Below are 20928 nucleotides of genomic sequence, written 5' to 3' on the forward strand. Positions count from 1 at the left end.
TCCGACATGAACAGCGCGCACTTTGCCTGTAATCTAAAAGGCGCCGAAGCGCCTTTTTAATCAGAACAATTCCTGCGCCTCGCCATTCTCGATAATGGTCGTTCCTACCTCGTGTACCGCCTGTTGTGTTGGCTGCGTACCCTCAATGAAATACTCCTCGCGGCTGTTGCCGCCATTAGCCAGTTGACCGGTGCTGCGATCGATATTCACCGTCACAATACCTGGCGGCGGTGTCAGCGGCTGCTCGGGGACACCTTCCAGCACGGATTTCATATAAGCGTCCCATGCTGGCTGGGCACTCTTCGCCCCGCCTTCGTAGCCAGAGATCTGATCTTTAATCGCCCCGGAAGCCGTGGTGTAGCCAAGATTGCGACGGTGATCGTCAAAGCCAATCCATACTGAGGTCACAACACCTGGACCGTAACCTGAGAACCACGCATCTTTTGAACTGTTGGTTGTCCCGGTTTTTCCGCCGATATCATGGCGTTGTAAATCTCGACCAGCACGCCAGCCAGTTCCCTGCCAACCCGGTTCGCCAAAGATATTGCTGTTCAATGCGCTCTTAATCAGGAACGCCAGCGGAGTATTGATAACGTGCGGTGCGTATTCCTGTCCGCCGGTCTTCGCTACCAGTGCCTGGTTTGCCTGTTCCAGTTGCGGCATTGGAACGGAAACATTTTGTTGTTCGCGGGAGATAGCCACATCTTCAACGTCGTTGTTTTCCAGCACAGTTGATTTTTGCGTATCACCGTAAATCACTGGAATATCGCACTCCGGGCAGGCTACTTTCGGTTTCGCTTCGAAAATCACGCCGCCCTGATCGTTTTCAATTTTACTGATAAACCACGGATCGATCAGGAAGCCGCCGTTTGCCATTACCGCATAGCCGCGCGCCACCTGCATTGGTGTGAATGAGGCAGACCCCAGCGCCAGCGATTCGGTGTGAACAATGTTTTGCGCCGGGAAGCCGAAGCGTTGCAGGTATTCAGCGGCGTAGTCGACACCCATTGCCCGCATGGCACGTACCATTACGACGTTTTTCGACTGCCCCAGTCCCTGACGTAAGCGAATAGGGCCGGCGTACTGCGGCGGAGAGTTTTTGGGTTGCCAGTCAGAACCTGCACCTGCATCCCAGCGGGAAATCGGCACATCGTTCAACATACTTGCCAGCGTCAGACCTTTATCCATTGCTGCGGTGTAGAGGAACGGTTTGATATTTGAACCTACCTGACGCAGTGCCTGGGTCGCTCGGTTAAACTTGCTCTGGTTGAAATCAAAGCCACCGACCAGCGCCATAACCGCGCCGTTTTGTGGATTGATAGACACCAACGCTGAGTTCACTTCCGGTACTTGCGCCAGCCACCAGACCTCGCCTACCTGACGAACCCAGATTTGCTGCCCCGTTTGTAGAACATCGGTCACTTTACGCGGCGTCGGCCCCTGTTGAGTATCGGAACGGTAAGGGCGCGCCCAGCGAACTCCCTCCATACTTAGCGTGACTGACGTCCCGTCCGCCAGCATTGCCGTTGCTTCTTGCGGGTTAGCGCTGGTGACTGCGGCAGGTAGCAGAGGTCCATAGGTCGGTAGCGCTTTCATCGTATCGGTAATTTTGGTGCTATCCCATGCTGACTCGCCCACTTTCCACAACACATTGGCCGGGCCGCGGTAGCCGTGGCGCATGTCATAGTCCAGCACGTTATTACGCACTGCCTGCTGTGCGGCCTGCTGTACTTTGCGAGTAATGGTAGTGTAAATGCGATAACCATCTTCATAGGCGCTTTCGCCGTAACGGTTATACATCTCCTGGCGCACCATTTCGGTGAGATACGGCGCAGAGAACGCAATCTCTGGCGCGTGATAGTTAGCGTTAATCGCCTCTGTACGCGTTTGATCGTACTGTTGTTGAGTGATGTACCCTTCGTTCAGCATGCGCGATAGCACGACGTTACGCCGTGCAACGGCGCGATCCATTGAGTAGAGCGGGTTGAAGGTGGAAGGGGCTTTCGGCAGCCCGGCAATTACCGCCATCTCGTTTAGCGTCAGTTGGTCGACGGTTTTACCGAAATAGACTTGTGCAGCGGCGCCGACGCCATAGGCGCGGTAACCGAGATAAATCTTGTTCAGATAAAGCTCAAGGATCTCATCTTTAGTCAGCAACTGCTCAATACGAATCGCGAGGAAGACTTCCTTAATTTTACGCATCAGCGTGCGTTCTGGACTCAGGAAGAAGTTTCTCGCCAGTTGCTGGGTAATGGTGCTCGCCCCTTGTGATGCATGACCGGAGAACAGCGCCACGCTTGCCGCACGGAAGATCCCCACCGGGTCAATGCCGTGATGCTCGTAGAAGCGACTGTCTTCTGTCGCGATAAAGGCTTTCACCATTTCCGGCGGGATTTGATCCAGCGTAACCGGAATACGACGCTTTTCACCGTATTGAGCAATGAGCTCGCCATCGGCGCTGTATATCTGCATCGGAATTTGCAGGCGAACATCTTTTAATGTCGCCACATCCGGCAGTTGTGGCTCGATGTAGCGGTAGAGGCCATAAATCGAGCCTGCTCCCAGCAGAATGCAACAGACTGCAAGGATCAAAAAATACTTTACGAACTTCACTGGAAATTTCCCATTTAGTTTCACTTGGGCAGTTTATAAACAAACGCGCGGTAGTATAAAGGCAAGCCAGACGCATTGATATACCCGTCAGAGTGGCGGGTGATAAGGAGATCATCACAATGGCATTTAAGAGCTGGCAAATTGGTTTGCATTTACAACAACAAGACGCAGTGGCGGTTGCTATCGTGCGTGGCGCTAAAACGTGCTTTTTGCAACGTTGGTGGCGTTTGCCGCTGGCGACAGACGCTATTAAAGACGGACGTATTCTTGACACAGAACAATTGGTAAAAGCGTTGTTACCGTGGAGCCGCGAACTACCGCATCGTCACCATATTATGCTGTCATTTCCCGCCAGCCGGACGTTGCAAAGAGCGTTTGCGCGCCCGGCAATGGCCCTCGGCGAGCGGGAACAAACGGCCTGGCTGGCAGGTTCGATGGCCCGCGAACTGGATATGGATCCAGACTCTTTACGCTTCGATTACAGCGAAGACTCTCTCAGTCCCGCTTATAACGTGACCGCTGCGCAAAGCAAAGAACTGGCAGTGCTGCTTACCCTGGCAGAACGGTTGCGTGTTCACGTTAGCGCAATCACCCCGGATGCCTGCGCTCTGCAACGGCTTCTGCCTTTTTTACCCCCTCACCAACAATGTCTGGCCTGGTATGATAATGAGCAATGGCTATGGGCGACGCGGTATAGCTGGGGGAGAAAACGGGCGGTAGGGATGACGAGTGCAAATGACCTTGCAGAGGCGTTAGCTATTGACCCCGAAAGTATCGCGATATGTGGTGAAGGCGGATTTGATCCCTGGGATGCGGTTTCTGTCCGGCAACCCCCGCTACCGCCACCGGGCGGGGGCTTCGCTGTCGCACTGGGACTGGCGCTCGGGGAGATTTTCTGATGAACCCGCCAATCAATTTTTTGCCCTGGCGGCAACAACGTCGGGCGGCCTTTCTTCGTTTCTGGTTGTTGGCGTTTGTTTCTCCTCTACTGCTGGCAGCTGGAATGATGCTGATGTTGCGTTTGGCAACTGATACTGAAGCACAGATTGAAGCTGTTTTACTCCAGGCAGAACAACAGCGCGCCAGCCTCTTAAAAGCCAGTAAGCCGCGTTTGCTGGAACGTCAACAGTTGCGCGAGCAGCATTTGCAACGTCAGCGCCAGCGACAATTGACGCGCGACTGGCAGCCGGCCCTGGAAGCACTGGCGACGTTCCTGCCAGAGCAGGCGTGGCTGACGACAATGAACTGGCAACAGGAAACGTTGCAGGTAAAGGGACTGACGACAAGCATCAGCGCGTTAAATGCTCTGGAAACGGCACTTCGCCAGGATACTTCTTTTCAGCTCAACCAGCGAGGGACCACACAGCAGGATGCGCAGGGACGCTGGCAATTTGAGTATCAGTTAACAAGGAAAGTCGGCGATGAACATGCTTTTTGACAGGTGGTACGCGGCTTCGCCTCACGTAAGGCTGCTTTGCTGGGCCGGTTGGTTGCTGATGTTGCTGGCTCTTCTCTTTTTCTCAGCGACACGTCAGGAAGAGAACGTCGCGATATCTCGATTGCGGGTAAGTAATCACCAGCAATGGGCTAATTTACATCGACTGGTGGACATCACTCCTGTCGACGACTAAAAAACGCTGCCTTTTTCCCCACTCGATTTTCAGTTGTCCGGTACGCAATTGGTGCATTGGCATCCATCCGCTCAGGGAGGCGAACTGGCGTTGAAAACACTCTGGGAAGCGGTGCCGTCGATATTTACCCGACTGGCAGAGCGCAATGTTAACGTGAGCCGTTTTTCGCTTGGCGTTGAAGGCAATGAACTGCTATTCACGCTGCAACTGGAGATGCCACATGAGGGCTAAACGCGGGTTGCTGGCCGTTGCCGCATTATGCTTTTTAACCGGTATGCGCGACCTTTTCAAACCGCCGGAAGATCTGTGCCGGATTAGCTAACTTACTCAGTGGCGATATCAAGGAATGGTGGGACGAGGCGATCGTGTTATTGGCGTAATAAAAGATAATCAGAATAAATGGCGACGGGTACTGCAAAACGATGTGCTGGAAAACGGCTGGACGATCTTACAGTTGACGCCTGACGCATTAACGCTGGGAACCGGGAAAAACTGCGAACCGCCACAATGGTTGTGGCAACGGCAAGGAGAAAAAAATGAAGCAATGGATAGCCGCACTACTGTTGATGATGATTCCCATCGTGCAGGCGGCAAAGCCGCAAAAAGTCACGCTAATGGTGGATGACGTTCCGGTTGCTCAGGTTTTACAGGCGCTGGCTGAACAGGAGAAATTAAACCTGGTGGTTTCACCCGACGTCAGCGGCACGGTGTCATTGCATTTAACCGATGTCCCCTGGCGACAGGCGCTACAAACCGTAGTGAAAAGCGCCGGGTTGATAACGCGTCAGGAGGGCAACATTCTCTCGGTACATTCTATTGCCTGGCAGAATGACAATATCGCTCGTCAGGAAGCTGAGTGGGCACGGGCGCAGGCTAATCTACCGCTGGAAAATCGCAATATTACCTTGCAGTACGCAGATGCCGGAGAACTGGCGAAAGCAGGAGAGAAGCTGCTTAGCGCCAAAGGCAGTATGACTGTTGATAAGCGCACCAATCGCCTTTTATTACGCGATAACAAAGCGGCGTTAACGGCGCTGGAACAGTGGGCTGCACAAATGGATTTGCCTGTCGGGCAGGTTGAACTGTCGGCACACATTGTCACTATTAATGAAAAAAGCCTGCGGGAACTGGGGGTGAAATGGACGCTGGCCGATGCGCAACACGTTGGTAGCGTTGGGCAAGTGACCACGCTTGGCAGCGATCTCTCCGTGGCAACGGCGACAACGCATATCGGGTTTAACATTGGGCGGATTAACGGACGTTTGCTGGATCTGGAACTGTCTGCACTCGAACAAAAACAGCAACTGGATATTATCGCTAGCCCGCGGCTGTTGGCCTCGCATCTTCAGCCAGCCAGTATCAAACAAGGGAGTGAAATTCCGTATCAGGTCTCCAGTGGCGAAAGCGGTGCAACGTCGGTGGAGTTCAAAGAAGCAGTGCTGGGGATGGAAGTGACGCCCACCGTGCTACAAAAAGGCCGAATCCGACTGAAATTACACATCAGCCAGAACGTGCCTGGGCAGGTGCTACAGCAGGCCGATGGCGAAGTACTGGCGATAGATAAGCAGGAGATAGAAACGCAGGTCGAAGTTAAAAGCGGAGAAACGCTGGCGTTGGGCGGCATCTTTACCCGTAAAAATAAATCGGGTCAGGATAGCGTACCTCTACTGGGAGACATCCCCTGGTTTGGGCAATTATTTCGTCATGATGGAAAAGAAGATGAACGACGTGAGTTGGTGGTATTTATTACGCCACGGCTTGTTTCCAGTGAGTAAACTTGCCGCAAAAACAGCGAGTTTTTTATGCTGAACACGTTTCATCTATTTGACGCGCGCAGGTATTTAGCATACAAGGAGTACCGATTTGAGAGTCGGTGCTCTTCGTTGCCATGTTCCATGATGGTGATTTATCTTTCACACGGCATTTTGCTGTCTTTTTTACGCTAATCTTACCCGGTGATTTATCGCCAGAGTGGTGATAGCAAGGCAGTGCGCCTGCAGCGACCAGATATGCAGAGGGATAGGCGATTTATTCAGTTGCCAAACCCGCTGGAGTATTGAGATAATTTTCAGTCTGACTCTCGCAATATCTTATGAGGTTTCAGTTCATGTCCTGTGGCGCTCTCTGAGCGAAGCGGGTTTATCATTAACGAATAGTCTTAGTAGTACCGAAAAAATGGCAGAGAAACGCAATATCTTTCTGGTTGGGCCTATGGGTGCCGGAAAAAGCACTATTGGGCGCCAGTTAGCTCAACAACTCAATATGGAATTTTACGATTCCGATCAAGAGATTGAGAAACGAACCGGAGCTGATGTGGGCTGGGTTTTCGATTTAGAAGGCGAAGAAGGCTTCCGCGAGCGTGAAGAAAAGGTCATCAATGAGTTGACCGAAAAACAGGGTATTGTGCTGGCTACCGGCGGCGGCTCTGTGAAATCCCGTGAAACGCGTAACCGTCTTTCCGCTCGTGGCGTTGTCGTTTATCTTGAAACGACCATCGAAAAGCAACTTGCACGTACGCAGCGTGATAAAAAACGTCCGTTGCTGCACGTTGAAACACCGCCGCGTGAAGTTCTGGAAGCGTTGGCCAATGAACGCAATCCGTTGTATGAAGAGATTGCCGACGTGACCATTCGTACTGATGATCAAAGCGCTAAAGTGGTCGCAAACCAGATTATTCATATGTTGGAAAGCAACTAATTCTGGTTTTATATACACTCGTCTGCGGGTACAGTAATTAAGGTGGATGTCGCGTTATGGAGAGGATAGTCGTTACTCTCGGGGAACGTAGTTACCCAATTACCATCGCATCTGGTTTGTTTAACGAACCAGCTTCATTCTTACCGTTGAAATCGGGCGAGCAGGTGATGTTGGTTACCAACGAAACTCTGGCTCCTCTGTATCTCGATAAGGTTCGCGGTGTACTCGAACAGGCGGGTGTTAACGTTGATTGCGTTATCCTCCCTGATGGCGAGCAGTATAAAAGCCTGGCGGTACTCGACACGGTCTTTACGGCGTTGTTGCAAAAGCCGCATGGTCGCGATACTACGCTGGTGGCGCTTGGCGGCGGCGTAGTCGGCGATCTTACCGGCTTTGCGGCGGCGAGCTATCAGCGCGGCGTTCGTTTCATTCAAGTCCCGACGACGTTACTGTCGCAGGTCGACTCCTCTGTTGGCGGCAAAACCGCAGTCAACCATCCCCTCGGTAAAAACATGATTGGCGCGTTCTATCAGCCAGCTTCGGTGGTGGTAGATCTCGACTGTCTGAAAACGCTTCCCCCGCGAGAGTTAGCGTCTGGGCTGGCGGAAGTTATCAAATACGGCATTATTCTTGACGGTGAGTTTTTCAACTGGCTGGAAGAGAATATGGATGCGTTACTTCGTCTGGATGGTCCAGCAATGGCGTACTGCATTCGCCGTTGTTGTGAGCTGAAAGCAGAAGTTGTCGCTGCCGACGAGCGCGAATCCGGCTTACGTGCTTTACTGAATCTGGGGCACACCTTTGGTCATGCCATTGAAACTGAAATGGGTTATGGCAATTGGTTACACGGTGAAGCGGTCGCAGCAGGTATGGTAATGGCGGCGCGGACGTCAGAACGTCTCGGGCAGTTCAGTTCTGCCGAAACGCAGCGTATTATAACCCTGCTCACGCGGGCGGGGTTACCGGTTAATGGGCCGCGCGAAATGGCTGTGCAGGCGTATTTACCGCATATGCTGCGTGATAAGAAAGTCCTTGCGGGAGAGATGCGGTTAATTCTTCCGCTGGCAATCGGTAAGAGCGAAGTTCGCGGCGGTGTGCCGCACGAGCTCGTTCTTAACGCAATTGCCGATTGTCAATCAGCGTAACAACAAGAAAGGTCGGACCGCTTATCCAGCGGTCTATTAGCTTCAGGTTAATCGCAGTGTGGTAAGCATTAACCTTTTAGTGGGGTGTTAAATGGATGAATTCAAACCAGAAGACGAGCTGAAACCCGATCCCAGCGATCGTCGTACTGGTCGTTCTCGTCAATCTTCTGAGCGTTCTGAACGTACTGAGCGTGGTGAACCGCAGATCAATTTTGATGATATTGAACTTGATGATGCTGACGATCGCCGCCCAACTCGCGCACAAAAAGGGCGCGATGAGGAACCGGAAGTCGAACAAGAAGATGACGAATACGAAGATGAAACCGTGGATGAAGAGCGTGTAGAACGCCGTCCGCGTAAGCGCAAAAAAGCAGCCAGCAAGCCCGCTTCTCGTCAGTATATGATGATGGGCGTCGGTATTCTGGTGCTGCTGCTGTTGATCATTGGCATCGGCTCTGCGCTTAAAGCCCCTTCGACCTCTTCCAGCGAACAAACTGCGTCTGGTGAGAAAAGTATTGATCTTGCTGGTAATACTGCCGATCAGACGAATGGCGTGCAGCCAGCGCCGGGAATCTCGTCTGCGGGCAATACTCAGCAGGATGTTTCTCTGCCGCCGATCTCTTCCACGCCGACTCAGGGGCAAACCCCAGCGGCAGCGGATGGGCAGCAACGTGTTGAAGTGCAGGGCGATCTGAATAACGCGCTGACTCAGCCGCAAAATCAGCAGCAGTTAAATAATGTGGCGGTCAACTCCACGCTGCCGACTGAACCCGCAACGGTGGCGCCTGTCCGTAACGGCAACGCGTCGCGTGATACGGCGAAAACGCAGGTTGTCGAACGCCCGACCACTACGCGTCCGGCTCGTCAGCAGGCGGTGATTGAACCGAAAAAACCGCAAGCAACCGTGAAAACGGAACCGAAGCCGGTAGCACAGCAGCCGAAACGCACTGGGCCGACCACGCCTGCCGCGAGCACGAAGGTACCGGCTGCGACTTCTACGCCAGCCGCAACGCCAGCGCCGAAAGAGACGGCGACTACTGCGCCAGTACAAACGGCATCTCCGGCACAAGCTACGACAACACCTGCCGCAGGGGCGAAGACTACAGGTAATGTTGGTTCGTTGAAATCGGCACCGTCCAGCCATTACACTCTGCAGCTGAGTAGTTCCTCTAACTACGACAACCTGAACGGTTGGGCGAAGAAAGAGAACCTGAAAAACTACGTTGTCTATGAAACGACGCGTAATGGTCAGCCATGGTATGTCCTGGTTTCTGGTGTGTACGCTTCGAAAGAAGAGGCGAAAAAGGCAGTGTCTACATTGCCAGCCGATGTCCAGGCCAAGAATCCGTGGGCGAAACCATTGCGCCAGGTACAGGCCGATCTGAAGTAATCAAGGCGATTTCCCGCAATGGATTACCGTTGCGGGAACTGCCTGAAGCGCTGGATGCTGTCGGAGCTTTCTCCACAGCCGGAGAAGGTGTAATTAGTTAGTCAGCATGAAGAAAAATCGCGCTTTTTTGAAGTGGGCAGGGGGTAAATATCCTCTGCTTGATGATATTAAACGGCATTTGCCCAAGGGCGAGTGTCTGGTTGAGCCTTTCGTCGGTGCCGGGTCGGTGTTTCTCAACACCGACTTTTCTCGTTATATCCTTGCTGATATCAACAATGATCTGATTAGTCTTTACAACATAGTGAAGACGCGTACGGAAGAGTACGTGCAGGCTGTTCGCGAGCTGTTTGTCCCGGAGACGAATTGTGCCGAGGTCTACTATCAGTTCCGTGAAGAGTTCAACAAAAGCCAGGATCCCTTCCGCCGGGCGGTGTTGTTTTTATATCTGAATCGCTACGGCTACAACGGTTTGTGCCGTTACAACCTGCGCGGTGAATTTAACGTGCCGTTTGGCCGCTATAAAAAGCCCTATTTCCCGGAAGCCGAGTTGTATCACTTCGCCGAAAAAGCGCAGAATGCTTTTTTCTATTGTGAGTCTTACGCCGATAGCATGGCGCGTGCGGATGATAGCTCTGTCGTCTATTGTGATCCGCCTTATGCGCCGCTTTCCGCGACCGCTAATTTTACGGCGTACCACACAAACAGTTTTACGCTTGAACAACAAGCGCATCTGGCGGAGATCGCCGAGGGACTGGTTGATCGCCAGATTCCGGTACTGATCTCCAATCACGATACGATGTTAACGCGCGAGTGGTATCAGCGCGCAAAATTGCATGTCGTCAAAGTTCGACGCAGTATAAGCAGCAACGGCGGCACACGTAAAAAGGTGGACGAACTGCTGGCTTTGTACAAACCAGGAGTCGTTTCACCCGCGAAAAAATGATTCTCAAGGAGAAGCGGATGAAACAGTATTTGATTGCCCCCTCAATTCTGTCGGCTGATTTTGCCCGTCTGGGTGAAGATACCGCAAAGGCTCTGGCAGCTGGCGCTGATGTCGTGCATTTTGACGTCATGGATAACCACTATGTTCCCAACCTGACAATTGGGCCAATGGTGCTGAAATCCTTGCGTAACTACGGCATTACCGCTCCTATCGATGTGCATTTGATGGTGAAACCGGTCGATCGCATTGTGCCGGATTTCGCCGCCGCTGGCGCCAGCATCATTACTTTTCATCCTGAAGCCTCTGAGCACGTTGACCGCACGCTGCAACTGATTAAAGAAAATGGCTGTAAAGCGGGTCTGGTATTTAACCCGGCGACACCGCTGAGCTATCTGGATTACGTAATGGACAAGCTGGATGTGATCCTGCTGATGTCTGTTAACCCAGGCTTTGGTGGTCAATCTTTCATTCCACAAACACTCGATAAACTGCGCGAAGCGCGTCGTCGCATTGACGACTCTGGCTTTGACATCCGTCTGGAAGTGGATGGTGGCGTGAAGGTGAATAACATTGGTGAAATCGCTGCAGCGGGGGCGGATATGTTCGTTGCAGGTTCGGCTATTTTCGACCAGCCAGACTATAAAAAAGTCATTGATGAAATGCGCAGTGAACTGGCAAAGGTAAGTCATGGATAAGTTTGAAGATATTCGCGGCGTCGCTTTTGATCTCGACGGTACGCTGGTCGACAGTGCTCCCGGTCTGGCTGCCGCGGTAGATATGGCGTTGTACGCGCTGGAGTTGCCTGTCGCAGGTGAAGAACGCGTTATTACCTGGATTGGTAATGGCGCAGATGTCCTGATGGAGCGAGCACTGATCTGGGCTCGCCAGGAACGTGCGACCCTGCGTAAAACGATGGGTAAACCCCCCGTTGATGATGACGTTCCGTTACCGGAACAAGTTCGTATTTTGCGTAAGTTGTTCGATCGCTATTATGGCGAGGTTGCCGGGGAAGGGACGTTTTTGTTCCCGCACGTTGCCGATACGCTTGGCGCGTTGCAGGCTAAAGGGCTGCCGTTAGGTGTAGTCACCAATAAACCGACGCCGTTTGTTGCGCCGCTGTTGGAATCCTTAGATATTGCAAAATACTTTAGCGTGGTTATCGGCGGCGATGATGTGAAAAATAAAAAGCCGCACCCGGACCCGCTGTTACTGGTGGCAGAACGGATGGGCATTGCCCCACAACAGATGCTGTTTGTCGGTGATTCCCGCAATGATATTCAGGCAGCAAAAGCAGCCGGTTGCCCATCAGTTGGCTTAACCTACGGATATAACTACGGCGAGGCTATCGATCTCAGCCAGCCTGATGTAATTTATCACTCTATAAATGACCTTCTGCCCGCATTAGGGCTTCCGCATAGCGAAAATCAGGAATCGAAAAATGACTAAGCCCATCGTTTTTAGTGGCGCACAGCCCTCAGGTGAATTGACCATTGGTAACTACATGGGTGCGCTGCGTCAGTGGGTAAACATGCAGGATGACTACCATTGCATTTACTGTATCGTTGACCAGCATGCTATCACTGTGCGTCAGGATGCTCAGAAACTGCGTAAAGCGACGCTGGATACGCTGGCGCTGTACCTGGCTTGTGGTATCGATCCTGAGAAAAGCACCATCTTTGTTCAGTCTCATGTACCGGAACATGCGCAGTTAGGCTGGGCGCTGAACTGCTATACCTACTTCGGCGAATTGAGCCGCATGACACAGTTCAAAGATAAATCTGCGCGTTATGCCGAGAACATCAACGCCGGACTGTTTGATTATCCGGTGCTGATGGCGGCAGATATTTTGCTGTATCAAACCAACCTGGTGCCGGTCGGTGAAGATCAGAAACAGCATCTGGAACTGAGCCGTGACATCGCCCAGCGTTTTAACGCGCTATACGGCGATATCTTTAAAGTGCCGGAGCCGTTTATTCCGAAATCTGGCGCACGCGTAATGTCGTTGCTGGAGCCGACCAAGAAGATGTCCAAGTCTGACGATAACCGCAATAACGTTATCGGCCTGTTGGAAGATCCGAAATCGGTAGTGAAGAAAATCAAACGAGCGGTCACCGACTCCGACGAGCCACCGGTGGTTCGCTACGATGTGCAGAACAAAGCGGGCGTTTCCAACCTGCTGGATATCCTTTCTGCGGTCACGGGCCAGAGCATCCCGGAACTGGAAAAACGGTTCGAAGGCAAGATGTATGGTCACCTGAAAGGCGAAGTGGCAGAAGCGGTTTCCGGTATGCTGACTGAATTGCAGGAGCGTTATCACCGTTTCCGCAATGACGAAGCTTTCCTGCAACAGGTAATGAAAGACGGCGCGGAAAAAGCCAGCGCACACGCTTCCCGCACGCTGAAAGCGGTTTACGAAGCGATTGGTTTTGTGGCGAAGCCGTAATTTAACATTGTTGGCAAAATGTGGTTTGTTCATGCCGGATGCGGCATGAACGCCTTATCCGGTCTACAAAGTAATGCAAATTCAATATATTGCAAGGAAATGTAGACTTGATAAGCGTAGCACATCAGGTAATTTTTCTTTTGTCATCACTCAGAAACCGGGGAAACCCGGTTTTTTATGTCCTTATTTGCAATAATCCGAAAAAATGTGAAGTGCCTCGTCGTTTCCACATCTTGCGGTTGCTCATTATCTTCATTTTAATGAGGATACAAATATTCATTTTATTGAAAATTTACTATGCGTCGAACGTTTATCAAAAAAGAAGGCGTCGTCATCACGACGCTGGCCCGTTATTTGTTAGGTGAGAAGTGCGGTAATCGGCTGAAAACAATAGATGAACTGGCAACTGAATGCCGTTCATCGGTTGGTCTGACGCAGGCCGCGTTGAAAACGCTGGAATCTGGCGGTGCGATACGTATTGAACGTCGTGGGCGCAATGGCAGTTATCTGGTTGAGATGGATAACAAAGCGCTGCTGAGTCATGTAGATATCAACAATGTGGTATGTGCCATGCCCTTGCCCTATACCCGCTTGTACGAAGGTTTAGCGAGCGGGCTGAAAGCCCAGTTTGATGGCATTCCTTTTTACTATGCGCATATGCGCGGCGCAGATATTCGCGTGGAGTGCTTGCTTAACGGTGTCTATGACATGGCGGTGGTTTCTCGCCTGGCGGCGGAAAGTTATCTCACGCAAAAAGGCTTATGCCTCGCTCTGGAGTTAGGACCGCATACCTACGTTGGCGAGCACCAGTTGATTTTCCGCAAAGGAGAATCCGCCGCTGTGAAACGCGTGGGGCTGGATAACCGTTCGGCGGATCAGAAGATCATGACCGATGTCTTTTTTGGCAGTAGCGATGTGGAACAGGTCGATCTTTCTTATCACGAGAGTTTACAGCGCATTGTTAAAGGCGATGTCGATGCGGTGATCTGGAACGTGGTGGCGGAAAGCGAACTGGCAATGCTGGGATTAGAAGCGATGCCGTTGGCGGATGACCCACGATTTTTGCAGGCCACTGAAGCGGTAATTTTGACGCGTGCCGATGATTACCCGATGCAACAATTGCTGCATGCGGTTGTTGATAAACATGCCCTGCTTACCCATCAACAGCGTGTGGTAAGTGGGGAACAGGAACCCAGTTATTAAATGAAAGGCATCTGACATGGAAACCAGGCTAAACCTGCTTTGCGGTGCAGGGGTAATAGATAAGGACATCTGCAAAGGTATGATGCAGGTCGTGAAGATACTGGAAATTGAATGCCATCTGCCGGTGCGCAGTGAGCAGGGGACGATGGCGATGACACATATGGCGAGTGCGCTGATGCGCAGTCGTCGTGGTGAAGAAATAGAGCCGCTGGATGATGAATTGCTGACAGAGCTGGCGCAATCCAGCCACTGGTCAGCCATTTTACAATTGCATCAGGTGTTGTTGAGGGAATTCGCACTGGAAGTTAACCCGTGTGAAGAAGGCTATTTGCTGGCCAACCTTTATGGATTATGGATGGCTGCTAACGAAGAGGTTTGAAGCTCCCGGCAAATCCACGTCGCACATCTTAAATGTTCAAAAAAATGAATATTTAATTCAAGGAACAGAAACGAGGCAACAAGATGTTTGTAGAAGCATTGAAACGCCAGAACCCGGCACTGATTTGCGCCGCACTAAGTTTGTGGCAACAGGGCAAGATTGCCCCGGACAGTTGGGTGATCGACGTGGATCAGGTACTGGAAAACGGCAAGCGACTGATTGAGACGGCACGGCTTTACGGCATTGAGCTGTATTTGATGACCAAGCAGTTTGGTCGTAACCCGTGGCTGGCGGAAAAACTGCTGGCACTGGGCTACAGCGGCATTGTGGCGGTGGATTACAAAGAGGCGAGGGTCATGCGCCGTGCCGGTTTGCCGGTAGCGCATCAGGGACATCTGGTACAAATCCCTTGTCATCAGGTTTCTGACGCTGTTGAACAGGGTACCGACGTCATCACTGTGTTTACTCTCGACAAAGCACGGGAAGTTTCGGCGGCGGCGGTGAAAGCCGGACGAGTGCAGTCGGTACTGCTCAAAGTTTATAGTGACGATGATTTTCTTTATCCGGGGCAGGAGAGCGGTTTTGTACAGCATTCGCTGCACGAGGTGGTTGCTGAAATCCAAAAACTTCCCGGACTACATTTAGCGGGACTTACCCATTTTCCTTGCCTGCTTTGGGATGAAACCCGCGGGAAAGTTTTACCCACGCCGAATCTGCACACGCTGGTACAGGCACGGGAGCAACTGGCGAAAGCAGGTATTGCGCTTGAACAACTGAACGCGCCTTCAGCGACCAGCTGTACTTCGCTGCCATTGCTGGCGGGATACGGTGTGACTCATGCCGAACCCGGTCACGCGCTGACGGGGACGATTCCGGCAAATCAGCTGGGCGACCAGCCTGAACGTGTCGCGATACTTTGGTTGAGCGAAATTTCCCACCACTTCCATGGCGACAGCTACTGCTACGGCGGCGGTTATTACCGTCGTGGTCATGCGCAACATGCGCTGGTGTTTACGCCAGAAAGTCAAAGGATTACTGAAACATACCTCAAAGCCGTGGATGACGGCAGTATTGACTATACCCTCCCGCTGGCAGGCGAGCATCTGGTAAGTAGTGCGGTGGTGCTCTGTTTTCGCACGCAGATTTTTGTTACCCGCAGCGATGTCGTGCTGGTGTCTGGTATTCAACACGGCACGGCAGAAATCGTTGGTCGTTACGATAGTCTTGGCAACCTTCTGGAGGCGTAATGGCGCGATTCGTGGTGTTAGTGATCGATAGCTTCGGCATAGGCGCAATGAAAGATGTCACGCTGGTGCGCCCGCAAGATGCCGGGGCCAATACTTGCGGGCACATTCTTAGCGAGTTACCGCATTTACAACTGTCGACGCTGGAGAAGCTTGGGTTAATCAATGCACTGGGGTATGCACCGGGTGATATGCAGTCATCGGATTTCGCTGTCTGGGGCGTGGCAGAGCTGCAACATGAAGGTGGCGATACTTTTATGGGGCATCAGGAAATTTTAGGTACGCGCCCCGTGCCGCCGTTGCGAATGCCTTTTAGTGACGTCATTGACCGTGTTGAACGGGCGTTAATGACGGCGGGCTGGCAGGTAGAACGCCGTGGCGATGAGTTGCAGTTCCTGTGGGTAAACCAGGCGGTGGCGATTGGCGATAACCTTGAGGCAGATTTGGGGCAGGTCTATAACATCACCGCCAATCTCTCTGTGATCTCTTTTGACGATGCAATCAAAATTGGTCGTATCGTGCGTGAGCAGGTACAGGTCGGTCGGGTCATTACATTTGGCGGCTTGTTAACCGACAGCCAGCGCATTCTCGATGCAGCAGAAAGCAAAGAAGGGCGTTTTATTGGCATCAATGCGCCGCGTTCTGGCGCTTATGACAACGGCTTCCAGGTCGTGCATATGGGCTACGGTGTTGATGAAAAAGTGCAGGTGCCGCAAAAACTGTATGAAGTGGGCGTGCCAACCGTGCTGGTGGGTAAGGTGGCGGATATCGTCAGCAACCCTCATGGCGTGAGCTGGCAAAACCTGGTGGATAGCCAGCGGATTATGGACATCACTCTCGACGAGTTTAACGCGCATCCGACGGCGTTTATTTGCACCAATATCCAGGAGACCGACCTCGCCGGGCACGCGGAAGACGTTGCTCGTTATGCCGAGCGTCTACAGATTGTTGACCGTAATCTTGCCCGTCTGATAGCTGCAATGCAGCCAGATGATTGCCTGATCGTCATGGCCGATCACGGTAATGACCCGACTATCGGTCACAGCCACCATACCCGCGAAGTGGTGCCGGTGCTGGTTTATCAGCACGAGTTGGTTGCCACACAACTCGGTGTTCGTACCACGCTTTTTGATGTAGGCGCCACGGTATGTGAATTTTTCCGTGCGTCGCCGCCACAAAACGGCAGTTCTTTTTTATCTTCTTTTCGCTTCCAGAGAGACACCTTATGAATATCGATCCAACGGGCTATACCCTGGCCCACGAGCATCTGCATATCGATCTCTCTGGCTTTAAAAATAATCTGGACTGCTGCCTTGATCAGTATGCGTTCATCTGTCAGGAGATGAACGGCCTGATGGCGCATGGCGTGCGTAATGTGATTGAGATGACCAACCGCTACATGGGCCGCAATGCGCAATTTATGCTCGATGTGATGCGCGAGACAGGGATCAATGTGATGGCCTGTACCGGTTATTACCAGGACGCGTTTTTTCCTGAACATGTGGCGACCCGCAGCGCGCAGGAACTGGCGCAAGAGATGGTCGATGAAATTGAACAGGGTATTGATGGCACGGAACTGAAAGCCGGGATCATCGCAGAGATAGGCTCCAGCGAAGGCAAGATCACGCCGCTGGAAGAGAAAGTGTTCATTGCCGCCGCGCTGGCGCATAACCAGACCGGACGCCCGATCTCCACGCATACCTCTTTTAGCACCATGGGGCTGGAGCAACTGGCGCTATTGCAAGCCCAGGGAGTTGATCTTTCACGCGTTACCGTCGGGCACTGTGACCTGAAAGACAACCTCGACAACATTTTGAAGATGATCGATCTCGGCGCGTATGTGCAGTTCGACACCATTGGCAAAAACAGTTACTACCCGGATGAGAAGCGCATTGCGATGCTTCATGCGCTACGTGACCGCGGGTTGCTTAACCGCGTCATGCTGTCGATGGATATCACCCGCCGCTCTCATTTAAAAGCCAACGGTGGTTATGGCTATGACTTTTTATTGACCACCTTTATTCCACAATTGCGCCAGTCAGGATTCAGTCAGGCCGATGTGGATGTGATGTTACGTGAAAATCCCTCTCAATTTTTCCAATAAGGACAGACTCATGAAAAAGATTGGCGTTGCAGGCTTACAGCGTGAGCAGATTAAAAAAACCATTGAAGCGACGGCTCCTGGCTGTTTTGAAGTTTTTATTCACAACGACATGGAAGCTGCGATGAAAGTGACATCCGGGCAACTGGATTACTACATCGGCGCGTGTAATACCGGCGCGGGCGCGGCATTATCGATTGCCATCGCGGTGATTGGTTATAACAAAAGTTGCACCATCGCTAAGCCGGGAATTAAAGCGAAAGAGGAACATATCGCCAAAATGATCGCCGAAGGAAAAGTGGCGTTTGGCCTTTCCGTCGAGCATGTCGAACACGCGATTCCGATGCTGATTAACCATCTGAAATAAAAGGCGCGATTATGGATCTGTATATTCAGATTATCGTGGTGGCGTGCCTGACGGGTATGACATCGCTTCTGGCACATCGCTCGGCGGCTGTATTCCATGATGGTATTCGCCCGATCCTGCCGCAATTGATTGAAGGTTATATGAACCGTCGCGAGGCGGGGAGTATCGCTTTTGGTCTGAGTATTGGTTTTGTGGCTTCGGTGGGGATCTCCTTTACCCTCAAAACGGGATTGCTTAACTGCTGGCTGCTGTTTTTACCTACCGATATTCTTGGCGTGCTGGCGATCAACAGTGTGCTGGCGTTTGGTCTTGGCGCGATGTGGGGCGTGTTGATTCTGACCTGTCTGCTACCCGTTAATCAGCTACTGACGTCTCTTCCGGTAAATATGTTGGGCAGTTTAGGGGAATTGAGTTCGCCAGTGGTTTCTGCGTTTGCGCTCTTTCCGTTGGTCGCAATTTTTTACCAGTTTGGTTGGAAACACCGCCTGTTAGCTCTGGTTGTGGTGTTAATGGCGCGGGTGTTAGTGGTGCGTTATTTTCCGCATATTAATGCCGAATCGATTGAGATCTTTGTTGGGATGATCATGCTGCTGGCAATCGCCATTACCCATGATATTCGTCATAGCGGCGAGAATGGTATGGATGCCAGCGGGCTTTCTGTTTTTGAAGAGCGAACGTCACGGATAATTAAAAACTTGCCCTATATCGCTATCGTAGGGGCGCTAATTGCCGCCGTAGCGAGTATGAAGATTTTTGCCGGAAGCGAAGTGACCATCTTTACCCTCGAGAAAGCGTATTCCGCTGGGGTGACGCCTGAAGAGTCACAGACGCTTATCCATCAGGCAGCGTTAGCTGAATTTATGCGTGGTCTGGGGTTTGTTCCGTTAATTGCTACCACTGCGCTGGCCACAGGTGTATATGCCGTAGCTGGTTTTACCTTTGTTTATGCTGTCGGTTATCTGGCGCCGAATCCGTGGATCGCCGCCCCGTTGGGCGCGCTGGTCATTAGTGCGGAAGTGCTGTTACTGCGTTCGATCGGTAAATGGCTGGGACGCTATCCGTCGGTGCGTAATGCGTCGGATAACATCCGTAATGCTATGAATATGCTAATGGAAGTGGCGCTGTTAGTCGGCTCTATTTTCGCGGCGATTAAAATGGCGGGTTATACCGGATTCTCTATTGCCGTGGCGATTTATTTCCTCAATAAATCGCTGGGACGCCCGGTACAGAAAATGGCGGCTTCGGTGGTATCGGTCATGCTTACGGGGATTATCCTGAATATTCTTTACTGGCTCGGTTTGTTTGTTCCGGCATAAGGAGGCGCATATGGAGACGTTTCCTCTACAAAGCCTGACTTTCGCCGAGGCACAGCAAAAGCAGTTTGCGCTGGTGGACTCGATTTGCCGTCACTTTCCGGGCGCCGAGTTTCTGACCAATGGTGATTTAGGATTAATGCCGGGACTGAATCAACCACGTATTACTCAACGTGTAGAGCAGGTGTTGGCTGATGCGTTTCATGCGCAAGCGGCAGCGCTGGTACAAGGTGCCGGCACAGGGGCGATTCGTGCCGCGCTGGCGGCTTTGCTCAAGCCGGGACAGCGTCTTCTGGTACATAATGCGCCTGTTTATCCGACGACACGGGTCATCATTGAGCAGATGGGGCTGACGCTTATTACTGCCGATTTCAATGAGCTGTCAGTGCTTAAACAGGTTGTCGAAGAGCAACAACCTGATGCCGCGTTGGTACAGCATACACGTCAGCAACCGCAGGACAGCTATGTACTGGCAGAGGTACTGGCAACATTGCGTTCAGCGGGTGTTTCAGTGCTAACCGATGACAATTATGCAGTGATGAAGGTGACGCGAATCGGCTGTGAATGCGGGGCGAATATCTCAACATTCTCCTGCTTCAAGCTGTTTGGGCCAGAGGGTGTTGGCGCGGTGGTAGGCGATGTTGATGTTATTAGCAGGGTTCGCGCCACGCTCTACTCTGGTGGCTGTCAGATCCAGGGCGCACAGGCGTTAGATGTGTTGCGTGGCCTGGTGTTTGCTCCAGTGATGCATGCGGTGCAGGCGGGGGTTTCTGAGCGATTACTGGCTTTACTTAATGGTGGCGCGTTGTCGGACGTTAAAAGTGCAGTTATTGCCAATGCGCAATCGAAAGTGTTGATTGTGGAGTTTCATCAGCCGATTGCCGCCAGAGTTCTGGAAGAAGCGCAGAAACGTGGTGCGTTGCCATATCCTGTTGGTGCGGAGTCAAAATACGAAATTCCGCCGCTGTTTTACCGTCTTTCTGGAACGTTTCGTCAGGCGAATCCGCAATCAGAACATTATGCGATTCGCATTAACCCGAATCGTAGCGGTGAGGAGACAGTGCTGCAGATATTGCGCGAGAGTATTGCCAGTGTTTAATTGATGTGAATGGTAGTTTCGGCAAAAAGAAAAATACGCCCTCAGAAAATCCTGAGGGCGTTGGGTAATTAAATCGGTATTAATCTATTTCTGTCAGAGATTTATTTTGCAGTTGGACCACAGCCACCAATGATTTTAGAAATAGAAATTGCCGGGTGCAGCAAGTAGTCATAAGAGCAGGTCTTATCACGGTTTTCAATATGACCAGTACATGCTGTTAACGTCGCCAGTACCGCACCTACCAGTGTTACCTTAATAAATTTGTTCATATACATTCCCTATGTATTATATATTAATATCCATCGATAATGTGAATATAAGCAGACTGCTCACTGAAAACGATACAGGAATATCTATTAT

20 protein-coding genes and 2 pseudogenes are annotated in these 20928 nt (G+C 51.7%); 20 read left to right on the forward strand and 2 right to left on the reverse strand.

The genetic code is table 11. The features are described from left to right. Positions 1 to 60 precede the first annotated feature (60 nt). A complete protein-coding gene (gene mrcA, locus EA14781_RS03890; protein WP_024164660.1) occupies positions 61 to 2613 on the reverse strand; it encodes a peptidoglycan glycosyltransferase/peptidoglycan DD-transpeptidase MrcA in 2553 nt (850 codons plus the stop codon). Positions 2614 to 2732: 119 nt separating this feature from the next. On the opposite strand from mrcA, the gene hofM reads away from it, so the two are divergent. The 20 genes and pseudogenes from hofM to EA14781_RS03990 all read left to right on the forward strand — a co-directional run bounded on the left by hofM (position 2733) and on the right by EA14781_RS03990 (position 20568). Further along, positions 2733 to 3512 (forward strand): DNA utilization protein HofM, encoded by a 780-nt coding sequence (gene hofM / locus EA14781_RS03895; protein ID WP_002460026.1) that lies wholly within the window; start codon positions 2733 to 2735, stop codon positions 3510 to 3512. Beyond that, positions 3512 to 4051 carry a PilN domain-containing protein gene (locus EA14781_RS03900; protein WP_001069305.1) on the forward strand — a complete coding sequence of 180 codons (540 nt, stop codon included), beginning with the start codon at positions 3512 to 3514 and terminating at the stop codon, positions 4049 to 4051. Before hofM ends, EA14781_RS03900 begins: the two co-directional genes overlap by 1 nt. Then, a pseudogene (locus EA14781_RS03905) lies at positions 4035 to 4475 on the forward strand (HofO family protein). The gene EA14781_RS03900 and the pseudogene EA14781_RS03905 overlap by 17 nt, the downstream one beginning before the upstream one ends. Next, positions 4465 to 4869, forward strand: a pseudogene (locus tag EA14781_RS03910) (HofP DNA utilization family protein). Before EA14781_RS03905 ends, EA14781_RS03910 begins: the two co-directional pseudogenes overlap by 11 nt. Beyond that, on the forward strand, positions 4781 to 6019 hold the full coding sequence (gene hofQ, locus EA14781_RS03915) for a DNA uptake porin HofQ (protein WP_000816022.1): 1239 nt from the start codon (positions 4781 to 4783) through the stop codon (positions 6017 to 6019). The pseudogene EA14781_RS03910 and the gene hofQ overlap by 89 nt, the downstream one beginning before the upstream one ends. Before the next feature lie 400 nt (positions 6020 to 6419). Continuing rightward, positions 6420 to 6941 carry a shikimate kinase AroK gene (aroK, locus tag EA14781_RS03920; RefSeq protein WP_000818619.1) on the forward strand — a complete coding sequence of 174 codons (522 nt, stop codon included), beginning with the start codon at positions 6420 to 6422 and terminating at the stop codon, positions 6939 to 6941. 56 nt (positions 6942 to 6997) lie between these two features. Continuing rightward, positions 6998 to 8086, forward strand: coding sequence for a 3-dehydroquinate synthase (aroB, locus tag EA14781_RS03925; RefSeq protein WP_000439834.1), 1089 nt, complete (start codon positions 6998 to 7000; stop codon positions 8084 to 8086). Positions 8087 to 8177: 91 nt separating this feature from the next. Continuing rightward, positions 8178 to 9476 carry a cell division protein DamX gene (gene damX, locus EA14781_RS03930; protein WP_000343167.1) on the forward strand — a complete coding sequence of 433 codons (1299 nt, stop codon included), beginning with the start codon at positions 8178 to 8180 and terminating at the stop codon, positions 9474 to 9476. Between the two features lie 106 nt (positions 9477 to 9582). Beyond that, a complete protein-coding gene (gene dam / locus EA14781_RS03935) occupies positions 9583 to 10419 on the forward strand; it encodes an adenine-specific DNA-methyltransferase (RefSeq protein ID WP_000742129.1) in 837 nt (278 codons plus the stop codon). Between the two features lie 17 nt (positions 10420 to 10436). Further along, entirely contained in the window at positions 10437 to 11114 is a 678-nt protein-coding gene (gene rpe, locus EA14781_RS03940) for a ribulose-phosphate 3-epimerase (protein ID WP_000816276.1), read from the forward strand. Next, entirely contained in the window at positions 11107 to 11865 is a 759-nt protein-coding gene (gene gph / locus EA14781_RS03945; protein WP_000357094.1) for a phosphoglycolate phosphatase, read from the forward strand. Before rpe ends, gph begins: the two co-directional genes overlap by 8 nt. Continuing rightward, entirely contained in the window at positions 11858 to 12862 is a 1005-nt protein-coding gene (gene trpS, locus EA14781_RS03950; protein WP_000165547.1) for a tryptophan--tRNA ligase, read from the forward strand. Before gph ends, trpS begins: the two co-directional genes overlap by 8 nt. A 297-nt stretch (positions 12863 to 13159) precedes the next feature. After that, positions 13160 to 14065: a GntR family transcriptional regulator YhfZ gene (gene yhfZ / locus EA14781_RS03955; RefSeq protein WP_001254802.1), complete on the forward strand. Its 906-nt coding sequence runs from the start codon at positions 13160 to 13162 to the stop codon at positions 14063 to 14065. Positions 14066 to 14081: 16 nt separating this feature from the next. Further along, positions 14082 to 14444 (forward strand): hypothetical protein, encoded by a 363-nt coding sequence (locus tag EA14781_RS03960; protein WP_000450047.1) that lies wholly within the window; start codon positions 14082 to 14084, stop codon positions 14442 to 14444. Positions 14445 to 14527: 83 nt separating this feature from the next. Beyond that, the gene (locus EA14781_RS03965) at positions 14528 to 15691 is read left to right on the forward strand and encodes a YhfX family PLP-dependent enzyme (protein ID WP_000497308.1); all 1164 of its coding nucleotides are present in this window, start codon (positions 14528 to 14530) and stop codon (positions 15689 to 15691) included. Next, complete coding sequence (locus EA14781_RS03970) at positions 15691 to 16917, forward strand: phosphopentomutase (RefSeq protein ID WP_000090570.1); 1227 nt, start codon at positions 15691 to 15693, stop codon at positions 16915 to 16917. The genes EA14781_RS03965 and EA14781_RS03970 overlap by 1 nt, the downstream gene beginning before the upstream one ends. Beyond that, positions 16914 to 17792, forward strand: a complete 879-nt coding sequence (locus tag EA14781_RS03975; protein ID WP_001017967.1) for a phosphotriesterase-related protein — start codon at positions 16914 to 16916, stop codon at positions 17790 to 17792. Before EA14781_RS03970 ends, EA14781_RS03975 begins: the two co-directional genes overlap by 4 nt. 10 nt (positions 17793 to 17802) lie before the next feature. Beyond that, the gene (locus EA14781_RS03980; RefSeq protein WP_002460011.1) at positions 17803 to 18156 is read left to right on the forward strand and encodes a DUF2620 domain-containing protein; all 354 of its coding nucleotides are present in this window, start codon (positions 17803 to 17805) and stop codon (positions 18154 to 18156) included. 11 nt (positions 18157 to 18167) lie between these two features. Then, positions 18168 to 19472 carry a YhfT family protein gene (locus EA14781_RS03985; RefSeq protein ID WP_000366883.1) on the forward strand — a complete coding sequence of 435 codons (1305 nt, stop codon included), beginning with the start codon at positions 18168 to 18170 and terminating at the stop codon, positions 19470 to 19472. A 10-nt stretch (positions 19473 to 19482) separates the two neighbouring features. Continuing rightward, positions 19483 to 20568, forward strand: a complete 1086-nt coding sequence (locus tag EA14781_RS03990) for an aminotransferase class I/II-fold pyridoxal phosphate-dependent enzyme (RefSeq protein ID WP_000447374.1) — start codon at positions 19483 to 19485, stop codon at positions 20566 to 20568. A gap of 101 nt (positions 20569 to 20669) precedes the next feature. Here the strand turns inward: EA14781_RS03990 and EA14781_RS03995 are convergent, their stop codons facing one another. Then, positions 20670 to 20837: a YhfL family protein gene (locus tag EA14781_RS03995; protein ID WP_001031839.1), complete on the reverse strand. Its 168-nt coding sequence runs from the start codon at positions 20835 to 20837 to the stop codon at positions 20670 to 20672. Positions 20838 to 20928 lie beyond the last annotated feature (91 nt).

The sequence above is a fragment of the Escherichia albertii NBRC 107761 = DSM 17582 genome (assembly GCF_000759775.1).
Lineage (GTDB): Bacteria > Pseudomonadota > Gammaproteobacteria > Enterobacterales > Enterobacteriaceae > Escherichia > Escherichia albertii.